Source organism: Paractinoplanes bogorensis (assembly GCF_018829635.1).
Lineage (GTDB): Bacteria > Actinomycetota > Actinomycetes > Mycobacteriales > Micromonosporaceae > Actinoplanes > Actinoplanes bogorensis.
On the sequence record NZ_JAHKKG010000004.1, the window covers coordinates 168,601 to 187,512 of the forward strand.

Below are 18,912 nucleotides of genomic sequence, written 5' to 3' on the forward strand. Positions count from 1 at the left end.
CATTTCGTTCACCGCGGAACACAGTGGACGGCGAAGCCTGAAATTACCCTGAGTTCACCCTGAGAACGCTTTGGCGCGAAACAAACGCAGGCATACGCTCCCACGGTCTTACACCAGGTCTCGGGGGGAACGAGATGACTACGGGTGGGGTAGCTCGGCTGGTCGCGGGCCGGTGGACGAAATGGATCGTCCTGGCCTTCTGGGTCGTCGTCCTGGTGCTCGCGGCACCGATGGCGGGCAAGCTGACCGACGTCGAGAAAAACGACAATTCCGCGTGGCTGCCCGGCGGGGCCGAGGCCACCCAGGTCGCCGACCTGCAGAAGCAGTTCCAGCCGGACGACATCGCTCCGGCCATCGTGGTCTACGAGCGGACGGGCGGGGTCACCCCGGCTGACCTCGCGAAGGTCAACGCCGACGTCGCCCGGATGCGCACGATCACCGGCGTCACCGGCGACGTGACCGGGCCGATCCCGTCTCCGGACAAGGCCGCGATCGAGGTCATCGTCCCGGTCAAGATCACCGACGACGGCTGGGACGCGCTGCCCGACATCGCCGACCAGATCACCGCCGCGGCCAGGTCGGGCGCGGGGCCGGGGCTGGATGTCTATCTGGCGGGGCCGGTCGCCTCCGCCGCCGACTCGGCCGGTGCCTTCGCGGGCATCGACGGCACCCTGCTCTACACCACGCTCGCGGTGGTGGCGATCATCCTGCTCATCACCTATCGCAGCCCGGTGCTGTGGCTGCTGCCGATCATCACCGCGGGCGTGGCCCTGACCAGCGCCCAGGCCGTCATCTATCTGCTGGCCAAGTACGCCGACCTGGCGGTCAACGCGCAGAGCGCGGGCATCCTGACCGTGCTCGTCTTCGGCGCCGGCACCGACTACGCGCTGCTGCTCGTCGCCCGCTATCGCGAGGAGCTGAGACGGCACGAGGACCGGCACGAGGCGATGCAGTTCGCCCTGCACCGGGCTGGCCCGGCGATCATCGCCAGCGCGGCCACCGTGGCCGTCGGCATGCTGTGCCTGACGCTGGCCGAACTGAACTCGACCAGCGGCCTCGGCCCGGTCGCCGCCATCGGCATCGTGATCGGCCTGGCCGCGATGATGTCGCTGCTGCCCGGCCTGCTGGTGATCTGCGGCCGCTGGCTGTTCTGGCCGGTCCGCCCGCGGTTCGGCACCCCCGAGCCGACGGCGACCGGTGTCTGGGCCCGGCTCGGCGGCCGGATCGCCCGCCGCCCGCGCACGGTCTGGATCAGCACCGCCGTCGTGCTCGGGGCGATGGCCCTCGGCCTGCTGCAGTCCAACGCCGTCGGCCTCACGTCGGCCGAGCAGTTCACCACCAAGCAGCCGTCCACGATCGCCGAGGAGGCCCTGGCCCGGCACTTCCCGGCCGGCGGGGGCCAGCCGGTCACGGTGATCGCCAACCAGGCCGCGGCCGGCCCGGTGAGTCAGGCGCTGGGCACCGTGTTCGGCATCAGCGAGGTCGCCGAGCCCGTGGTCAAAGGCGATCTCGTGATGATCGACGCCACCCTGGCCGCCCCACCGGACAGTCAGGCCGCGCAGAAGACGGTGGAAGTGGCCCGCGAGGTGGTGCACGCCATCCCGGGCGCGGACGCCAAGGTCGGCGGCTACACGGCGGTGGTGGTCGACATCAACGACGCCAACAACCACGACAACCGGCTGATCATCCCGTTGGTGCTGCTCGTCGTGCTGGTCATCCTCGGGCTGCTGCTGCGGGCGATCGTCGCGCCGCTCATCCTGATGGCGACCGTCGTGCTGTCGTTCGCGGCCGCGCTGGGCGTGAGCATCCTGGCCTTCCGCTACATCTTCGACTTCCCGGCCGAAGACACGTCGTTCCCGCTGTTCGTCTTCGTGTTCCTGGTCGCCCTGGGCATCGACTACAACATCTTCCTGATGACCCGGGTCCGCGAGGAGGCGCTGCAGCACGGCACCCGTCGCGGGGCGCTGATCGGGCTCGGTGCCACCGGCGGCGTGATCACCTCGGCCGGCATCGTGCTCGCGGGCACGTTCGCCGCGCTGGCCAGCCTGCCACTGGTGGCCTTCGTCGAGATCGGGTTCGCGGTGGCCTTCGGCGTGCTGCTCGACACGCTGATCGTGCGGTCGGTGCTGGTGACCGCGCTCAACCTCGACGTCGGCCGCTGGATGTGGTGGCCCAGCCGGCTCGCCCACGAGACCGGTGAGAAAGACGAAACACCGTTGTCATCATCTGAACCCGAACTTACGCACTGAGCCTCCCACTGCGCAGTCTCGAAGGCCTGGAGACTAGGAGGCGCAGATGAAGGCTGTCCGAGTTCACTCTTATGGCAAGCGACCGTCGATCGACGAGGTGCCGGAACCAAAGCTGAGCGGTCCGCTCGACGTGATCGTGCAGGTCGGCGCGGCCGGACTCTGCCGCACCGACCTGCACATCATCGAAGGCCAGTGGGCCGAGAAGTCCGGCGTGCAACTCCCGTACGTGATCGGCCACGAGAACGCCGGCTGGGTGCGGGAGGTCGGCAGCGCGGTCACCAACGTCGCCCCCGGCGATGCGGTCATCCTGCACCCGCTGGTGACCTGCGGACTGTGCCGGCCGTGCCGTTCGGGCGACGACGTGCACTGCGAGAACTCCAAGTTCCCAGGCATCGACACCGACGGCGGCATGGCCGAACTGCTGCTGACCAGTGCGCGTTCGGTGGTCAAGCTGGCCGACGGCCTGGAACCGGCGGCCGTTGCGGCGCTCGCTGATGCCGGACTGACCGCCTACCACGCCGTACGGAAAGCTGTGCCTTTGCTCTATCCGGGCCAGACGTGTGTGGTCATCGGTGCCGGTGGACTCGGCCACATCGGCATCCAGTGCCTGCTGGCCATGACCGCGGCCAAGGTCGTCGTGATCGACCCCAACGAGAAGGCGCGCCAACTGGCCCGCGAACTCGGCGCGCACGAGGTGGTGGCCAACGGCGACGACCTGACCGACAGCGCCAACGTGGTGCTCGACTTCGTCGGGGAGCAGGGCGCCGAGGCGCTCGGGCTGACCATGACCCGGCGGGCCGGCAGCTACTACGTGATCGGGTACGGCGGCTCGGTGAACATCCCGACCATCGACCTGATCTCGACCGAACGCAACATCATCGGCAACCTGGTCGGCTCCTACAACGACCTCGACGAGCTGATGACGCTGGCCGCCCAGGGCAAGGTAAAGCTGCACACCAGGACGTATCCACTGACCGCGGTCAACGAGGCGATGGACGATCTGGAGGCCGGACGGCTCCAGGGCCGGGGAATCCTCGTCCCCTGATGTACAGCCGGGACGGGCAGAGCTACTTCGTCGTCGACGGGCACACCCGGTTCTGGGACGGCAGCCCGGCCAACCAGATCAACCGGTACGGCGAGGGGTACATCAAGTGCCTGCACGACTACCACGTGAACCTCTCGCCGCCCGGGGAACGGTGGGCGCTGCCCGAGTTCGAGCGCTACCCCGAGGAGCGGATGATCCACGACCTGTTCGAGGTGGGGCACGCCGACCTGGCGATCCTCCAGTCGGCCGACCTGACCGACTGGTTCGTCAACGGGTTCACCACCACCGAGCAGAACGGCGAACTGGCCGAACGGCACCAGGGCCGGTTCCTGATCAACGGGCGGTGGGACCCGCGCGACGGGGAGGCCGGGCTGGATCGGCTGGAGGCGCTGCACGAGCGGTGGCATCTGCCGGGCGTGATGCTCTGCACGGCCGAATGGAAGGGGGACAGCAAAGGCTGGAAACTCAGTGACCCGTGGGCCTACCGGTATCTCGAGAAGTGCGAACAACTGGGGATCCGCAACATTCACGTACACAAAGGACCGACGGTTTATCCGATGAACCGGGACAGTTTCGACGTGGCCGATGTGGACGACGCGGCGACGGTGTTCCCGGGACTCCGGTTCATCGTCGAGCATGTGGGGCTGCCCCGGTTGGAGGACTTCTGCTGGATCGCGACGCAGGAACCGAATGTGTACGGCGGGCTGGCGATGGCGATGCCGTTCCTGTACGGGCGGCCCCGGTACTTCGCGCAGATCATCGGGGAGTTGCTGTATTGGCTCGGTGAGGACCGGATCCTGTTCGGCAGCGACTATGCGGTGTGGCCGCCGGGGTGGCTGGTCGAGCGGTTCGCCGACTTTCAGATGCCGGAGGACATGCAGGGCGAGTACGGGGTGCTCACGCGTACGGCGAAGAAAAAGATCCTGGGTCTCAACGCGGCCCGCCTCTACGACATCAAAGTGCCCGGCGAACTCGATCTTGTATGAGGCGAGCTTGATCTTGTCCAACCAGCCCAACCCCGCCGCACCCAGGGGGCTGGCCAAGAAAGTAGCGCGCGCAAAAACGGCGAAACGACTTATCCACAGGGCGATTTCTGTGACTTCACTGACTCAGACGACCCGTACGGGCGGCGGTGCTCAGGGCCACGGCCCGGGTGGCGCGGACGGCACCGAGGCGTACGGCTCGCTCGACCGACCATCGATCGGAGCGCAACCGGGTCGTCGGCATCGACACCGCCACGGATCCGACGAAACGGCCGGCCGCGTCGGTGACCGGAGCGGCCATGCAGCTCAGGCCGTCCTGGAACTCGTCCACCTCGATCGCCAGGCCGGTGCCGCGCACCTGGCGCAACTGCCGGGTGAGCAGCCCGCGGTCGGTGACCGTGCCCGCGGTCACGGCCGGGGTGCCGGTGTGCTCGAGCAGCGTCTCGCGGTCGTCGACCGGCAACGTGGCCAGCATCAGCTTGCCGAACGCGGTCGCGTGCGGCACCTGGTGGAAGCCGACCGCGAGGATCCGGATGCGGGGGTGGGCCGGGCATTCGGCCACGTGGGCGACGACCATCTCGGCGTCGCGCAGCGTGGCGTAGTAGGAGGCGGCCTGCGCCTCCTGGTGGACCACGGACGCCACCCGCTGCACCTCGGGCGGGGCCGCGATCTGCCGGTGCAGGCCGCGGGCCAGATCGTCGACGCGGTGGCCCAGCGCGTACGCCCGCTCGTCGGCCAGATGCACCAGATAGCCCCCGGTGACCAGGGTGGTGAGCAGGTGGTACGTGGTCGGCAGGGTCAGCCCGAGATCGCGGGCGATCTGCTTGGCCTGCACCGGACCGGGGGCCGAGGCGATGTGGTCGAGCACGCGCATGGCCCGCTCGACGGATTGCAGGACGCCGGTGCCCTTGCCGCCAGTCATCTGCTCAGACTGCTTGGCGACAATGGCCCGGGGAAGACCGTTCACTGATCGCGCGAAAGGGAGACGGAGACATGATCTTCATTACCGCCAAGTTCCCGGTCAAACCGGAGCACGCCGACCGCTGGCCGGAGATCGCCAAGGCGTTCACCGAGGCGACCCGGTCCGAGGCCGGCTGCATGTGGTTCGACTGGTCCCGCAGCCTGGACGACCCGAACGAATACGTGTTGGTCGAGGCGTTCCGGGACGGCGAGGCGGGCGCGGCGCACGTCGGGTCGGCCCACTTCAAACAGGCACAGCTCGATCTGCCACAGTATTTGTCGCAGACCCCCAAGATCGTCAGTCAGACTGTTGATCAGGACGGCTGGTCCGAACTGGGGGAGCTCGCCGTCGAATAGCGCACGGTCGTGCCCGACCGGAGGTTCACCGCACTTGAGCACGCTTCCTACCGTGGGTCCCCCGGGACCCAGGAGGAGATTCGTGCGCGTGGCCCTGGCCGTCGTCGTGGCGGCCGTGCTGCTGGCGGCCGGCGGCGTCGTCGCCTGGTCGCTGCGGTCCCCGGCGACCGTCGCGCACATCGTGGCGGCCACCGGCGGCACGATCGCCACCGACGACGGCGTGTCGATCCGGTTCCCGGCCGGCGCGCTGAGCGCGGACACCGACGTACGGATCGCGCCGCGCCCCAGCATCGACGCCCCCGACGGGCTCACCTGGCTCGCCGAGCCGGTCGGGGTCTCGCTCGGCGACGCGACCCTGAAGGCCCCGGCCACCGTCACCCTGCCGTTGCGCGAGGACGAGCGGGGCGGGCTGATCGCGGTGGTGTCGCGCGACGTCAACCGGGTGTGGAGCACCGAGGGCGGGATGGTCGACCGCGCCGCCCGGACGATCACCACCACAACGGCGAACCTCGCGATCCTCTCGGCCGGACGAGCGGTCGTCTCGGCCCCCGATCTGATCGCGGGGGCCGGGGCGAACGATGCCCCCGCGGCCGACTGCGGCACCCTGCGGTCGCAGCGCTGGAGCGTCCGGGTCGAGGGCGCTTCCGTCCGTACGTGCGTGGCCGCGGGCGCCGCCGACCGGCCGGCCCTCATGCGGGTGGTCAGCGACCGCACCAGCGGCCTGTTCGCCGAGCTCGGCCGCTATCCGCCGATCACGGTCAGCCAGCCCAACCGGTCGAGCCTGGCCGACACCGTGTGGCGCAAACTGGCCGAGGCCGACCGCAACCGCACCTATCTGCCCGGGCAGGGGACACTCGACGTGTCGCTGCCGGGCAATCTGACGACCGTCGACTTCCGTACGCGTACGGGCCCGGACGTGTCCACGGCCGAGTACCTCGTCGCGGTCATGAGCTCGGCGTTCGTGCCGGCCGACGTGACGGTCCAGGCCGTACGGTGCGCTCTGGCTCTGCCCCCGGGTCAGCCGGTGCCGCCCTGTGTGAGCGAGGCGTTCGCGGCCACCGAACCGGCGATGGGCACCCAGGGCTGGGCCGACCGGGCCGACGTACGCGGATCCGTGCTCGCGGCCCTGCCCGGCCTGCCCGGCGTCGTCGCGGCGGTCCCGGCCGAACCCGGCGGCTGGCGGGTGTTCGCCCAGCGCAGCCCGGTGATCCCGGTCAAGGCCCTGAACGAGCCGGGCGGAGCGATCCCGGCGGTCGTCGTGGCGACCCAGCAGCGCCTGTACGCGGCGGCCACCCGCGACGCCCTCCCCGACCTGGTGCCGCCGTCCGGCCTGATCTACGCGAACACGCCCCTGACCGGCCCCCGGGTCACGAGCGCGGTGGCCGCCCTGGTCACCACCCCGCCCCTGCGGTGGCCGTGCGACGAGACCTCCCGCGACGGCTACGTCTACGGGATGGCCGACCCTGACCTGCTGACCTACCCGGCCCGGCTGACCGACCTGGGCCTGACACCCGAGGACGTCGGCGTCGTGCGGCAGACGGCCGCACAGGGCAAGAACTACCGGCTGTGCATCGCCCTCGACGGCACCTGGACGGTGCTGACCGCGAACCGGCCGCCGGGCGAGTTCCCGGCCGGGGACGCGGCCGACGTGGCCACCCGGGGCTGCCGGGCCGGCGCGTTCGTGCCGCCGGACGCGTTCTGCCGCAGCCTGACCCGGGCCGACCTGGACGGCGACGGGCGGACCGACTCGCTGCTGCTCCTGCGGCGCGGCGAGCAGTGGACGGCCCGGGCGATCCTGGCCGCGGGCCGGGTCTCCGACCTGGCGCTGCCGGTGGACGATCCGATGGTGGTGGAGAGCCTCGACCTGGACGGCGAACCGGGTGAGGAGATCGTCGTGCAGTCCGGCTCGACGGTCCGGCTGCTCTCCTCGACGTCGGCCGGGCTGGTGCGGATCGCGGTCGACTTCGAGACCGCCACGTCGCTCGAGCGTACGGCCGGCATCGGGTGCTCCGACGTCGACGGCGACGGGCGGCCCGAGCTGATCGCGGGCAGCGCGGCCTTCGACCGTGACCCGGCGACCGGGGCCATCGTGGCCGCGACCACCCTCGAGACCCGCTGGACGTGGAGCGGCAAGACACTGCAACGCGGCGACTCGATCCAGCGGCACCTGACCGGCGCGCAGGCCATCGCGGCGGCCGCCCCGCCCTATCGTGACGTCACCTGCGTGTGGCGCTGACGGCCCCTGACCGTCCGGACGATCGACGGTGTTGCGTGGCTGCTTCACGATGACGGACATGGTTCTGGCCGTGATCCTGGTGCTCATCGGTGCGGGTGTGCTCTACAAGGGCGTACGGGAAATCATGCATCTGAAGAAGCTGCGCACCGAGGGCCGGCAGGCGTGGGGGCGGGTCACCGGGCATCAGCGGCGCGAGGGCGGCGGCCGGGCCGTGATCGTCAACTGGACCGACGACTACGGCGCGACGCACGAGATCGTCAGTACGCTCTCGGCGGGCCGGCCGACCTTCGGCATCGGCGAGGCGGTTTCCGTACGCTACCTGGCCGGCGACCCGCGCAGCGCCACCATCGACGAGCGCCGCGAGAATGTCCGCAGCAACATCCTGGTGGTGGTGATCGGCTTCGGCTTCGCGGCGGCCGGCATCGCCCTCGCGGTCCAGGAAGTTTGACCCGCTCCAGCATCTGGTGCATCGCGCGCGGCTGACGGCGGCGCGCCGGGTCGTCCTTTCGGGTCTCCACGGTGGACGTCGCCGGCCTGGATACTGGGAGTCTCAGGCGAAGGGACGGATCGCCGATGACGTCAACAGCTCGCGGATCCGGTGAGCCGGGCTGTCGGGCCGCGCGCCGCCGGGCCGGATCACCGACGAACCGTGACCTGATCATGACGTGGACCCGCGACCCGGAGGCAGCTGGTTCTCGATGACGCGGAAGGCCCAGCTCTGGGTCATGATCACCGGGCTCGTGACGGTCGTCGGCGGGGTGGCGATCAACCAGGTTCTCTCGCCGGACGGCAAGGTCCAATGGATGTGGCTCGCCGGTGCGGTGCTGGTGACCGCGGGCGGCGGCTGGCTGGTGTTCCGGATGAGCGCGCCGCCCACGACCCTGCCGGTTGCGACCGCCGAGGTCGTCGAGCAGACCCTGGCCGCCCTGGCCGCGCGCGTCGAGGCGGTGTGGAAGCCCGAGCAGAGCGCCCGCCGGCTGCTCAACCCGCGGCCGCTTCCGACCGCCTGGACCATCGTCGGCCCGCCCGGCTCCGACCACTGGGGCAACATCCGGTCGGACGGGATCAACCAACCGCTCGACCTGCCCAGGGCGGTCGAGACGGCCCGGCCCGACGCGTTCGAGCGACTCGTGACCGATCCCCGGCTGCGGGGCCGGGTGGTGCTGCTCGGCGAGCCCGGCGCGGGCAAGACGGCACTCCTGCTCCGGCTGACCCTCGTGCTGCTCGCCGACCGGAAGCGAACCGGCACGGCCGGCGCGCCGGTGCCGGTGCTGCTTCGGCTGTCGACGTGGAACCCCCAGGAGAAGACGCTCGAGCAGTGGATCGCCTGGCGTCTCATGGTCGACTACGGCTTCGGCCGGGCAGTGCCCACCGACCACCTGATCCCGCTGCTGGACGGACTCGACGAGGTGCCGGACGACCGGCGGCGCCAGGCGCTGCTGGCGATCGGCGACACGTTCACCGAGACGAGCCTGGTCGTCAGCTGCCGGACGGCGGAGTACCACGATTCGCTGGCCGCGCTCGCCGGTAATGTGCTGGCGGCGGCGGTCGTGGCCGAGCTGACCGCGCTGCGCCCGGACGCCGCCCGCGACTACCTGGAGCTGACGACGTCGCGCCCGGAGGACTGGCGCCGGGTGTTCGACCAGGACGACGGACGGGTGACGGCCGCCCTGTCGGCGCCGTTGTGGGTCGACCTGGCCCGCACCACGTACACCGATCCGGATCAGCCGGACAACGATCCGGGTGAGCTGCTCGATCTGGCCGACGCCGATTCCGTACGGGCGAGGCTGCTCGATCGTCTGATTCCGTCGGCCTATCCGGAGCCGGCCCGCGTGGGGCCGGACGGGCACACGTGGCGGCGGGACGAGGCCACGCGATGGCTGCGCTTCCTCGCCGCCACCATGCGGGCCGACGACACACAGGACATCACCTGGTGGGACTTCGCCTTCATCGTTCCGCGATGGGTCAGGTTCGCCTACGGGCTCACCGCCGGCGCGCTGATGGGCTTGTCGTGCGGGCTGGCCGGCGGGACCAACTACGGAGGCCTCGCCGGACTGCTCATCGGGGTCCTGGCCGGCCTCGCGTTCGGGACCGCCGTCGGACTCGAACCGCCCTCGCTGCCCTCACGCCGTATCCGGTGGCGGATGCGTACCGGGGAGAAGGCCTCTCGGCGGGCCCGGCACGTCGTATCCACCAGTCTGAGCGTGACACTGACCTACGGACTGGTCCTGGGAGCGATCATTTGGCTCCTGCTGGACCGGCCGTTCGAGGCGGTGGTCACCGTCGTCGTATGGTTCGTCTTCGGTCTCCTGGCCGGGGTGGTACGCGAGTTCACGACGTACTTCGCCGAGGGTGACGCCGATGTCTCAGGTGCCACTGATCCGGTCGGACTCATGCGCGACGACCGCCGCCGGGCCGTCGCCATGGCGATCGCGGGCGGCACCGTGATCTTCGGGTCGACCTCCTTCTTCGTCGGGGTGCCCACGGCGACCGTCATGGCCTTGCTGTCGACCGTCGGCATCGGTCTCGGCTTCGGTGCCTTCGGGAAGTTCGAGTTGGCGCGGCTGTGGTGCGGGAGCCACGGCTGGCTGCCGTGGCGCACGACTGCGTTTCTGGTTGACGCCCACCGGCGCGGTGTCCTGCGGCAGGCGGGCGGAGTCTGGCAGTTCCGCCACGCTGTGCTGCGGGACCGGCTGGCCGCCGCGTCCGGCGAGCATCAATCAGAGGTCGAGCCGGCTTGATCGTCAGGAAGACGATCCCGGCGCCAAGCGGGTCAGGGGTCAGGGGATCAGGGCGCTCAGAGCCGGGTACCAGCGGTTGGCGATCTTGACATTGCCGTTGTCGTTGGGGTGGACGCCGTCGTAGGTGTCGGTGGCGGGGACGAAACCGGTCCACTGGTCGACGACCGTCACGGGGGACGCGGCGGTCGAGATGCCGGACGCCCAGGCCGGGATCGCGGCGTTGAAGTTGACCACCCGCTGGCCGCAGTCGGCGCAGTTGGACGGGGCCATCGGGATGATCTGGGCGACCAGGATCTTCATTCTCGGGTTGGACGCGCGCATCTGGCCGACCAGCTTGGTGAAGGCGGCCAGGATCGTGTCGGGGGAGAAGTTGCTCCAGACGTCGTTCGTGCCGAAGTGCATCATCACCACGTCCGGCTTGGTGGCGGACAGCCAGCCGACCAGCTGGTCCTGGGCGGCGACCGAGGTGGCCAGGAAACCGCCGTGGCCCTCGTTCTCGCCGTCGTAGGGGAAGCCGCAGCCCTGGCCGGGCAGGGTGCCGACGAAGTCGACCTTGGTGGCCGGGAGCTTCTGCCAGAGCAGGGCGCGCCAGCAGCCGGGCGAGCCGGTGATCGAGTCACCGAGCGCCATGATCTTGACGGGCGAACCGGCGGGCGGCGTGGTGGGCGGGGTCGTCGGGGGAGTGGTGGGCGGGGTCGTAGGCGGGGTGGTCGTCGGCGGGGTGGTCGGTGGCGTGGTGGTGGAACCGGTGCAGGCGACGCCGTTCAGGGCGAACGAGGTCGGTACCGGATTGGTGCCGGTCCAGGAACCGTTGAAGCCGAGGCTCGCGGTGCCGTTGGTGGCGAGGGCGCCGTTCCAGGCGGCGTTGCGTACCGACACCTGGGCGCCGGTCTGGGTGGCGGTGCCGTTCCATAGCTGGGTGATCGTCTGGCCGGCCGGGAACGCGAACGTCAGCGTCCACGAGCTGACCGGGTCGCCGAGGTTGGTGATGTCGACGGCGGCGCCGAAGCCGCCCGGCCACGAGCTCGCCACGGTGTAGCGGACCTGGCATCCGGCGGCCGCGTCGGCCCGGCCGGCGACCGTGACCGCGGTGGTGGAGAGCAGGGCGGTCGCCGCGGCGAGGAGGGCGAGCCGGCGGCGGCGCTGGGGGAGGGGCATGGGAACCTCTCAGGGGGCTGATTGATAACGGTGGATTTCCGCATGATGTCATGGGAGCGCTCCCAATCCAACCTTGACCACGGCGCCGTAACACGCCAGCATGGGAACGCTCCCATCCAAGCCCTTCGATCAAAGGGCCCCTCGATCAAAGGACCTCTCACGTGGCCAGAAGAGGCACCATCGCGGCCGTCCTCGCCGTTGCCACCGCCGGCGCCGGGATCCTGGTCGCGACCCGCGCCGATGCGGCCGCCGGGTGCCAGGTGCGCTACTCGGTGGCCAGCTCGTGGCCCGGCGGGTTCGGCGCGACCGTGGACGTCGTCAACCTCGGTGATCCGGTCACCGGCTGGACGCTCGCGTTCACGTTCCCAGGTGGACAGACGATCACCCAGCTGTGGAACGGCGCGGTGACCCAGTCGGGCGCCCAGGTATCCGTACGGGATGCCGGTTGGAACGCTTCAATCCCGACCAGTGGCACCGCGAGCTTCGGCTTCAACGCCAACGGCGACGCGGTCACCCCGGCCGCGTTCACCCTCAACGGCGTCGCGTGCACCGGAGCCACGACACCGCCGACGACAAGCCCATCAACGACGCCACCGACAACGCCACCGACAACGCCACCGACAACGCCACCGACCACTCCGCCGACAACGAACGCGCCGACCGACGGCAAGCAGCGGGAACGCCTCGACCGCGGCGTGATCAGCGTCCGCTCCGGCTCGGGCAACCTGGTCAGCTGGCGCTGGCTGGCCACCGACCCGGCCGGCATCGGCTTCAACGTCTACCGCGGCACGACCAGACTCAACGCGTCACCGATCACCGGCTCGACCAACTACCTGGACGCGGGCGCCGCCGCGAACTCGTCCTACACCGTCCGGGCCGTCACCAGCGGGACCGAGCAGGCCGCCGAGGGCCCGTCGCTGACCTTCGCCAACGGCTACCTCGACGTGCCGATCCAGAACCCGAACAGTTCCCTGTACGCCGCCAACGACGCCAGCACCGGCGACCTCGACGGCGACGGCAAGCTCGATCTGGTGCTCAAGTGGGATCCGCTCAACTCCAAGGACAACTCGCAGTCGGGCGTCACCGATCCGGTCTACGTCGACGCGTACAAGCTCGACGGGACCCGGCTGTGGCGCATCAACCTGGGCCGCAACATCCGGGCCGGGGCGCATTACACCCAGTTCCAGGTGTACGACTACGACGGCGACGGCCGGGCCGAGGTGGCCATGAAGACGGCCGACGCCACCGTCTCCGGCACCGGACAGGTGATCGGCAGTTCGACCGCCGACTACCGCAACTCGTCCGGCTATGTGCTGAGCGGCCCCGAGTACCTGACGATGTTCGACGGCCGGACCGGTGCGGCCCTGTCCACGGTGAACTACGAGCCTCCGCGCGGCACGGTGTCGAGCTGGGGTGACTCGTACGGGAACCGGGTCGATCGGTTCCTGGCCGGTACGGCCTACCTCGACGGCAGCCGGCCCAGCCTGATCATGGCGCGCGGCTACTACACCCGCAGCGTGATCGTGGCCTGGGACTTCCGCAACGGCGCCCTGACCCGCCGCTGGACGTTCGACAGCAACGCGTCGACCAACAGCGGCACGGCCGGCCAGGGCAACCATCAGCTCGCGGTGGCCGACGTCGACCGCGACGGCCGGGACGAGATCGTCTACGGCTCGCTGGCCATCGACGACAACGGCGCCAAGCTCTGGAACACCGGCCTCGGCCACGGCGACACGCTGCACGTGGGAGACCTTGATCCGTCCCGTACGGGACTGGAGGTGTTCAAGGTCGACGAGGACGCGAGCAAACCGTCGTCGTGGTTCGCGGACGCCCGTACGGGACAGATCCTGTGGAGCACGCCCGCCAACGGTGACAACGGCCGGGGCGTGTCGGCCGACATCTGGGCCGGGAGCCCGGGCGCCGAGTCGTGGTCGTCCGCGGTCGACGGCGTACGCGGGCCGTCCGGCACGGTGGTGGCCAGCCGCAAGCCGTCGTCGACGAACTTCGTGATCTGGTGGGACGGCGACGCGCAGCGCGAGTTGCTCGACCAGACGCGGATCGACAAGTACGGCACGTCGGGCGACACGCGCCTGCTCACAGCGTCGGGTGTGCACTCGAACAACGGCACCAAGGCCACCCCGTCCCTGAGCGGCGACCTGCTCGGCGACTGGCGCGAGGAGGTCATCTGGCCGACGAGCGACAACACGGCCCTGCGGATCTACGCGACGCCGATCCAGACCGACCGCCGGGTGGTCACGCTGCTGCACGACATCCAGTACCGCGAGGCGATCGCGTGGCAGAACACCGCCTACAACCAGCCGCCGCACCCCAGTTTCGCCATCCAGTAGGGGGAACGCCCCGGTCCCGCAGCAGCCCGCGGGACCGGGGCGGGCCGTCTCATCGAGAACGCAGGCGGATGACGGGGATCTCGCGGTCGGTTTTCTTCGTGTACTGGTCGAATCGTGGCGCCTCGGCGAGGATCACCTGCCAGGCTCGATCGCGCTCCTCGCCGTGCAACTGCTCGGCGGTGACGTCGGAGGTCTCGCCGCCGACCTCGATGTGGGCGTCCGGGTGGGCCGCCAGGTTGTAGTACCAGGCCGGGTTGTCGGCGGCGCCGTTGGCCGAGGCGACGATCAGGCGGCCGCCGTCGGGGTCGGTGAACCAGGCGACCGGGTTCGTGCGCTCGACGCCGCTCCGCCGGCCCACCGTCGTCAGCAGCAGGAGCCGGTTCGCGTTGTTGCCGCGTACCCGGCCGGCCATGATGCGGTTGCCGAGGCGCAGGAGGAAGCCCCGGGGCTGCCGGGCGCCGTACGTGCCGCGCTTCGAGTCGAACGTCATCGAAATCCCCTAAGGTCGTGCCCATGATTCTGCGTCACGTGACTGTCGACAGCGCTGAACCGTACGAGATCGCCCGCTTCTGGAGCGAGGTGACCGGCTGGCCGCTCGGTGAGGGTGACGTCCCCGGTGACGACGAGGTGCTGGTCGACGCGCCCGATCCGGTGCCGGGGCTGCTGTTCATCCGGGTGCCCGAGGCCAAGGCGGTCAAGAACCGCGTCCACATCGACTGGCAGCCCGACGAGCGCACCCGCGACGAGGAGGTCGACCGGCTGATCGGGCTCGGGGCCAAACTCTTCGAGGATCACCGTACGCCGGAGGGCCGCGGCTGGGTCACCATGCACGACCCGGAAGGCAACGAGTTCTGCGTCGAGGGCCGTTAGCGAGACAGGGACGAGGGGCCCAGGTTGCGGATCGACGCGTCCAGGACCTGGGCGGTGTGGGCCATCGCCAGTGACGCGCCCTGGCGCTCCAGCGCCGCGGCCACCTGCATCATGCAACCCGGATTCGCCGTGACCAGCAGTGCGGCGCCGGTGGCGAGGATGTTCGCGGCCTTGCGGTCGCCCAGTTCGGCGGCGGGCTCCGGGTTGAGGATGTTCCAGATGCCGGCCGAACCGCAGCACAACTCCGGGTCGGCGATCTCGCGTAGGGTCAGTTCGGGGATGCCGCGCAGCAGCGCCCGCGGTTGGGTGCGCACCCCCTGAGCGTGGCCCAGGTGGCAGGCGTCGTGGTAGGCCACCGTCATCGGCAGCGGATGCCGTGGCGCGACCGGGCCGAGTTCGTCCAGCAGCTCGGACAGGTCACGCACCTTGGCCGAGAAGGCCGCCGCCCGCTCGGCATAGGCCGGGTCGTCGGCCAGCAGCGAGCCGTACTCCTTCAGCGACGACCCGCACCCGGCCGCGTTGACCACGAAGTAGTCCCACTCGAACCGCGAGAACGTGTCGATCAACCGTCGGGCAAAGGAGGCCGCCTCGAGACGGCGGCCGTTGTGGACACTCAGCGCCCCGCAACAACCCTGACCGGGCGGGATCACCACGTCGCAGCCTTCCGCGGCCAGGATGCGTACGGTGGCCGAATTGACCTCGGGAAAGAATGCCCCCTGCACGCACCCGGTCAGCATGCCGACCACGGCTCGCCGGGTGCCGCGCGCCGCCACCCGGCGCGGCGGCGGCGGAACCCGACGCAGCCGCGGCGCCAGCGAGTTGAGCGTCGAGAGCAACGGCGGAAGCAGGCCGCTCCGCGTGACCAGGCGTTGCAGACCCGTTTTCTGGTACGCCGCCAGAGGTCCCCGCAGCAGCCGTAGTCGCCGCGGATACGGGAACAGCGCGAAGATCGCCGCCCGCAGTGCCCGATCGGCCGGCCGGCGTTCGAAGCGCCGCTCGACCTGCGCCCGCGTGTCCTCGATCAGCTTGTCGTACTGCACGCCGGACGGGCACGCGGTCACGCACGACATGCAACCGAGGCACTTGTCGAAGTGGGAGACCATCGAGTCGCTCAGCGGCTCCCCGGTCAGACCCTGGTTCATCAGGTAGATCCGGCCGCGCGGCGAGTCGGCCTCGTTGCCCCACAGCGTGTAGGTCGGGCACGTGGTCAGGCAGAAGCCGCAGTGCACGCAGTCGGCGATCAGGTCGGCCCGCGGCGGATGCGACGCATCGAAGGCCGATGATCCGGACAGTGAGAGCACATCGCGCGGCGGCTCCCCGGTTCCCCACGTCGCGTCCACCATCACAGGCCTCCCACGAATCGTCCCGGTGCGAAGCGGTGCCCCGGATCGAACTGGTCCTTGATCCGCCGCATCAGCGCCAGCCCCGGCACCGGACCCCACATGTCCACAATGTCGCGGGTGGAGGACGGCGCGGTCAGCACCACCGCATGCCCGCCGGCCCGCACACACAGTGCCCGTAGCCGCTCCACATCCGAAATGTCCGAAGCGCCCGCGTACAGCACCCCGGTCCCGGCCGACCCGCGCACCGCCGCACCGGACCCGAGCAGCTCCGGCACCTGCGACAACGGCACCGACAGCTTCATCCCGATCCCGTCCGCCGCCCACGGCGCCTGCCCCCACCATGGGGGCGGTTCATCCGAAATGTCGCCACCGAGCACCTTCGACAGCAGGCCAGCCCTTTCCCGTACGCCCGCAGGAGTGCCCTCGATCAGCACGGCGAGCTCGTCCGAGGCGGAATCCACCTCGATCGCGGTCGGCGCCACCCGGGCCTCGAGGATCGCCGTCACCGGCTGAGCCCGGGACTGGACGTAGACCTGGGCCGCCGGACGAGGATGCAACCGGAACACGCACTCGGTGATCAACCCCAGGCTCCCGTACGACCCGGTGTAGAGCTTCCCGAGGTCGTAGCCGGCGACGTTCTTGACCACCTTGCCGCCCGACCGCGTGACCGTGCCGTCGGGCCGGACCACGGTGATGCCGATCAGCAGATCGCGGGCCGTGCCGTAGTGCAGCCGCCGCGGCCCGCTCGCCCCGGTCGCCACGACCCCGCCCACGGTCGCGCCCGGCGCCGCGTCGAGGGCCAGCTGCTGGTCGCCGAGGGAGAGGTCGTCGAGCGGTGTGCCCGCGCGCAGCACGGTGATCAGATCGCCCGCCGCGTGCTCGACCATCCCGGCCAGGCGGCCGGTGTCGATGATCAGGTCGAGCGAGCGCGGGGGAGGACCCCAGTGCAGTTTCGTGCCGCCGCCACGCACCACCACGGTCAGGTCGTGGGCCGCGGCGACGAGAGCGGCCGCCTCGGCCGTCGACGCCGGCGCGGCCACCAGGCGGGCCGGCACGCCCCCGACGTGGTCGTCGTCGGTCGCCGGCCGGGTCAGTTCCTCGAGCGCACCCATCAGAAGATCTCCACGCCCGGGAACGGCGACTCGGCGCCGCGGCCGGGCCTCTCGCCGCACAGCCGGGGCGTCGGGAAGATCTTGCCGGGATTCGACAGCATCAACGGATCGAACGCGCACCGCACGAGCTGCATCGTGTCGAGGTCGTCGTCGCCGAACATCCGCGGCATGTACTTGGCCTTGTCCATGCCGACGCCGTGCTCGCCGGTGATCGACCCGCCGTACTCGATGCAGAGGTCGATGATCGCCCCCGACACCGTCTCGGCCCGCTCGGCCTCGCCCTCGATGCCGTCGTCGAACAGCACCAGCGGATGCAGGTTGCCGTCTCCGGCGTGGAAGACGTTGGCCACCCGTACGCCGTGCTCGTTCGCCACCTCGGAGATGCGCCGCAGCACCTCGGGCAGGGCGGTCCGCGGGATCACCCCGTCCTGCACGATGTAGTCGGGGCTGATCCGGCCGACCGCCGCGAACGCCGACTTGCGGCCTTTCCAGAACAGCGCCCGCTCGAGATCGTCGGCCGCGATCCGGATCTCGAAGGCGCCGTTCTTCTCACACAGCGCGGTGACCTGCTCGAACTGGGCCTCGACCTCGGCCGACGGCCCGTCCAGCTCGACGATCAGCACCGCCGCCGCGCCCGCCGGATAGCCGCAGGCGACCGCCGCCTCGGCCGCCTCGATGGCCAGGGCGTCCATCATCTCGATCGCGGCCGGCACCACCCCGGCCCCGATGATCGCCGACGTGGCGGCGCCGGCCTGGTCGATGCTCGGAAAGGCGGCCAGCAGCGTCCGTACGGTCTCGGGCAGCCGGGTCAGCTTGACGGTGACCTCGGTGGCGATCCCGAGCGTGCCCTCCGACCCGACGAACGCCCCGATCAGGTCGTAACCGGGCGGGTCGAGCGCCCGCCCGCCGAGCCGCAGCAGCTCGCCGTCGGGCGCCACGATCTGCAGCCCGGTCACGTGGTTGGTGGTGAACCCGTATTTCAGGCAGTGCGCTCCGCCCGAGTTCTCGGCCACGTTGCCGCCGATCGAGCAGATCTGCTGACTCGACGGGTCGGGCGCGTAGTAGTAGCCGTGCGGGGTCGCCGCCTTGGTGACCTGCAGGTTGATCACGCCGGGCTCGACCACGGCCCGCTCGTCGGCCGGCGCGATCTCGACGATCCGCCGCATCTGGGCGGTGACGATCAGCACCCCGTCGGCATGCGGGAGCGCCCCGCCGGACAGCCCGGTGCCCGAGCCCCGGGCCACGAACGGCACCCCGGCCGCGACGCAGGCCCGCACCACGGCGGCGACCTGCTCGGCGGTGTGCGGCAGGACGACCAGGGCCGGGACGACCTTGTAGTGCGCGAGGCCGTCACACTCGTACGTCCGCAGCTCCGCCCGGTCCGTGATGACCTGCCCGGAGCCCAGCTCAGCTCGCAGCAACCGGGCCAGCGCGTCGATGTCGGCCATGCCAGACAACCTAACCCCGGAACGTCACTGAGCGCGATGCTCCCGGTGAGTCCCGTAGTAGT

15 protein-coding genes are annotated in these 18,912 nt (G+C 70.5%); 9 read left to right on the forward strand and 6 right to left on the reverse strand.

Annotation, left to right across the window (positions count from 1 at the left end; all coding sequences use genetic code 11):
* Nucleotides 1-134 precede the first annotated feature (134 nt).
* Genes KOI35_RS12605 through KOI35_RS12615 form a run of 3 tightly spaced genes read left to right on the forward strand, consistent with a single transcriptional unit; the run spans nt 135 to nt 4,280 of the window.
* Nucleotides 135-2,249: an MMPL family transporter gene (locus KOI35_RS12605; RefSeq protein ID WP_215786873.1), complete on the forward strand. Its 2,115-nt coding sequence runs from the start codon at nt 135-137 to the stop codon at nt 2,247-2,249.
* 46 nt (nt 2,250-2,295) lie between these two features.
* On the forward strand, nt 2,296-3,294 hold the full coding sequence (locus KOI35_RS12610; protein WP_215786875.1) for an NAD(P)-dependent alcohol dehydrogenase: 999 nt from the start codon (nt 2,296-2,298) through the stop codon (nt 3,292-3,294).
* Nucleotides 3,294-4,280, forward strand: coding sequence for an amidohydrolase family protein (locus KOI35_RS12615; protein ID WP_215786877.1), 987 nt, complete (start codon nt 3,294-3,296; stop codon nt 4,278-4,280). Before KOI35_RS12610 ends, KOI35_RS12615 begins: the two co-directional genes overlap by 1 nt.
* A gap of 115 nt (nt 4,281-4,395) precedes the next feature.
* Here KOI35_RS12615 and KOI35_RS12620 read toward each other — a convergent pair whose 3' ends face one another.
* On the reverse strand, nt 4,396-5,199 hold the full coding sequence (locus KOI35_RS12620) for an IclR family transcriptional regulator (RefSeq protein WP_215786878.1): 804 nt from the start codon (nt 5,197-5,199) through the stop codon (nt 4,396-4,398).
* Between the two features lie 71 nt (nt 5,200-5,270).
* Here KOI35_RS12620 and KOI35_RS12625 point away from each other — a divergent pair, with 71 nt between their 5' ends.
* The 4 genes from KOI35_RS12625 to KOI35_RS12640 all read left to right on the forward strand — a co-directional run bounded on the left by KOI35_RS12625 (nt 5,271) and on the right by KOI35_RS12640 (nt 10,571).
* Complete coding sequence (locus tag KOI35_RS12625) at nt 5,271-5,594, forward strand: putative quinol monooxygenase (RefSeq protein ID WP_215786880.1); 324 nt, start codon at nt 5,271-5,273, stop codon at nt 5,592-5,594.
* An 82-nt stretch (nt 5,595-5,676) separates the two neighbouring features.
* Nucleotides 5,677-7,830: a hypothetical protein gene (locus tag KOI35_RS12630; protein WP_215786882.1), complete on the forward strand. Its 2,154-nt coding sequence runs from the start codon at nt 5,677-5,679 to the stop codon at nt 7,828-7,830.
* Between the two features lie 49 nt (nt 7,831-7,879).
* Nucleotides 7,880-8,278 (forward strand): DUF3592 domain-containing protein, encoded by a 399-nt coding sequence (locus KOI35_RS12635; RefSeq protein WP_215786884.1) that lies wholly within the window; start codon nt 7,880-7,882, stop codon nt 8,276-8,278.
* A 250-nt stretch (nt 8,279-8,528) separates the two neighbouring features.
* Nucleotides 8,529-10,571 carry an NACHT domain-containing protein gene (locus KOI35_RS12640; protein ID WP_215786886.1) on the forward strand — a complete coding sequence of 681 codons (2,043 nt, stop codon included), beginning with the start codon at nt 8,529-8,531 and terminating at the stop codon, nt 10,569-10,571.
* Nucleotides 10,572-10,610: 39 nt separating this feature from the next.
* On the opposite strand, the gene KOI35_RS12645 is transcribed toward KOI35_RS12640, so the two are convergent.
* Nucleotides 10,611-11,729 (reverse strand): cellulose binding domain-containing protein, encoded by a 1,119-nt coding sequence (locus KOI35_RS12645; RefSeq protein ID WP_215786888.1) that lies wholly within the window; start codon nt 11,727-11,729, stop codon nt 10,611-10,613.
* Between the two features lie 161 nt (nt 11,730-11,890).
* Between KOI35_RS12645 and KOI35_RS12650 the strand changes: the two genes are divergently transcribed.
* On the forward strand, nt 11,891-14,077 hold the full coding sequence (locus KOI35_RS12650; protein ID WP_215786890.1) for a rhamnogalacturonan lyase family protein: 2,187 nt from the start codon (nt 11,891-11,893) through the stop codon (nt 14,075-14,077).
* Nucleotides 14,078-14,126: 49 nt separating this feature from the next.
* Here the strand turns inward: KOI35_RS12650 and KOI35_RS12655 are convergent, their stop codons facing one another.
* Nucleotides 14,127-14,567 carry a nitroreductase family deazaflavin-dependent oxidoreductase gene (locus KOI35_RS12655; protein ID WP_246613037.1) on the reverse strand — a complete coding sequence of 147 codons (441 nt, stop codon included), beginning with the start codon at nt 14,565-14,567 and terminating at the stop codon, nt 14,127-14,129.
* 23 nt (nt 14,568-14,590) lie between these two features.
* Between KOI35_RS12655 and KOI35_RS12660 the strand changes: the two genes are divergently transcribed.
* On the forward strand, nt 14,591-14,947 hold the full coding sequence (locus KOI35_RS12660) for a VOC family protein (RefSeq protein WP_246613038.1): 357 nt from the start codon (nt 14,591-14,593) through the stop codon (nt 14,945-14,947).
* On the opposite strand, the gene KOI35_RS12665 is transcribed toward KOI35_RS12660, so the two are convergent.
* The 3 genes from KOI35_RS12665 to KOI35_RS12675 are packed head-to-tail and all read right to left on the reverse strand — an operon-like array spanning nt 14,944 to nt 18,850.
* Complete coding sequence (locus KOI35_RS12665) at nt 14,944-16,290, reverse strand: (Fe-S)-binding protein (protein ID WP_215786894.1); 1,347 nt, start codon at nt 16,288-16,290, stop codon at nt 14,944-14,946. The two genes, KOI35_RS12660 and KOI35_RS12665, sit on opposite strands and share 4 nt — an antisense overlap.
* Nucleotides 16,290-17,402: an FAD-binding oxidoreductase gene (locus KOI35_RS12670; RefSeq protein WP_215786896.1), complete on the reverse strand. Its 1,113-nt coding sequence runs from the start codon at nt 17,400-17,402 to the stop codon at nt 16,290-16,292. Before KOI35_RS12670 ends, KOI35_RS12665 begins: the two co-directional genes overlap by 1 nt.
* The gene (locus KOI35_RS12675) at nt 17,402-18,850 is read right to left on the reverse strand and encodes an FAD-linked oxidase C-terminal domain-containing protein (protein WP_215786897.1); all 1,449 of its coding nucleotides are present in this window, start codon (nt 18,848-18,850) and stop codon (nt 17,402-17,404) included. The genes KOI35_RS12670 and KOI35_RS12675 overlap by 1 nt, the downstream gene beginning before the upstream one ends.
* Nucleotides 18,851-18,912: the final 62 nt, after the last annotated feature.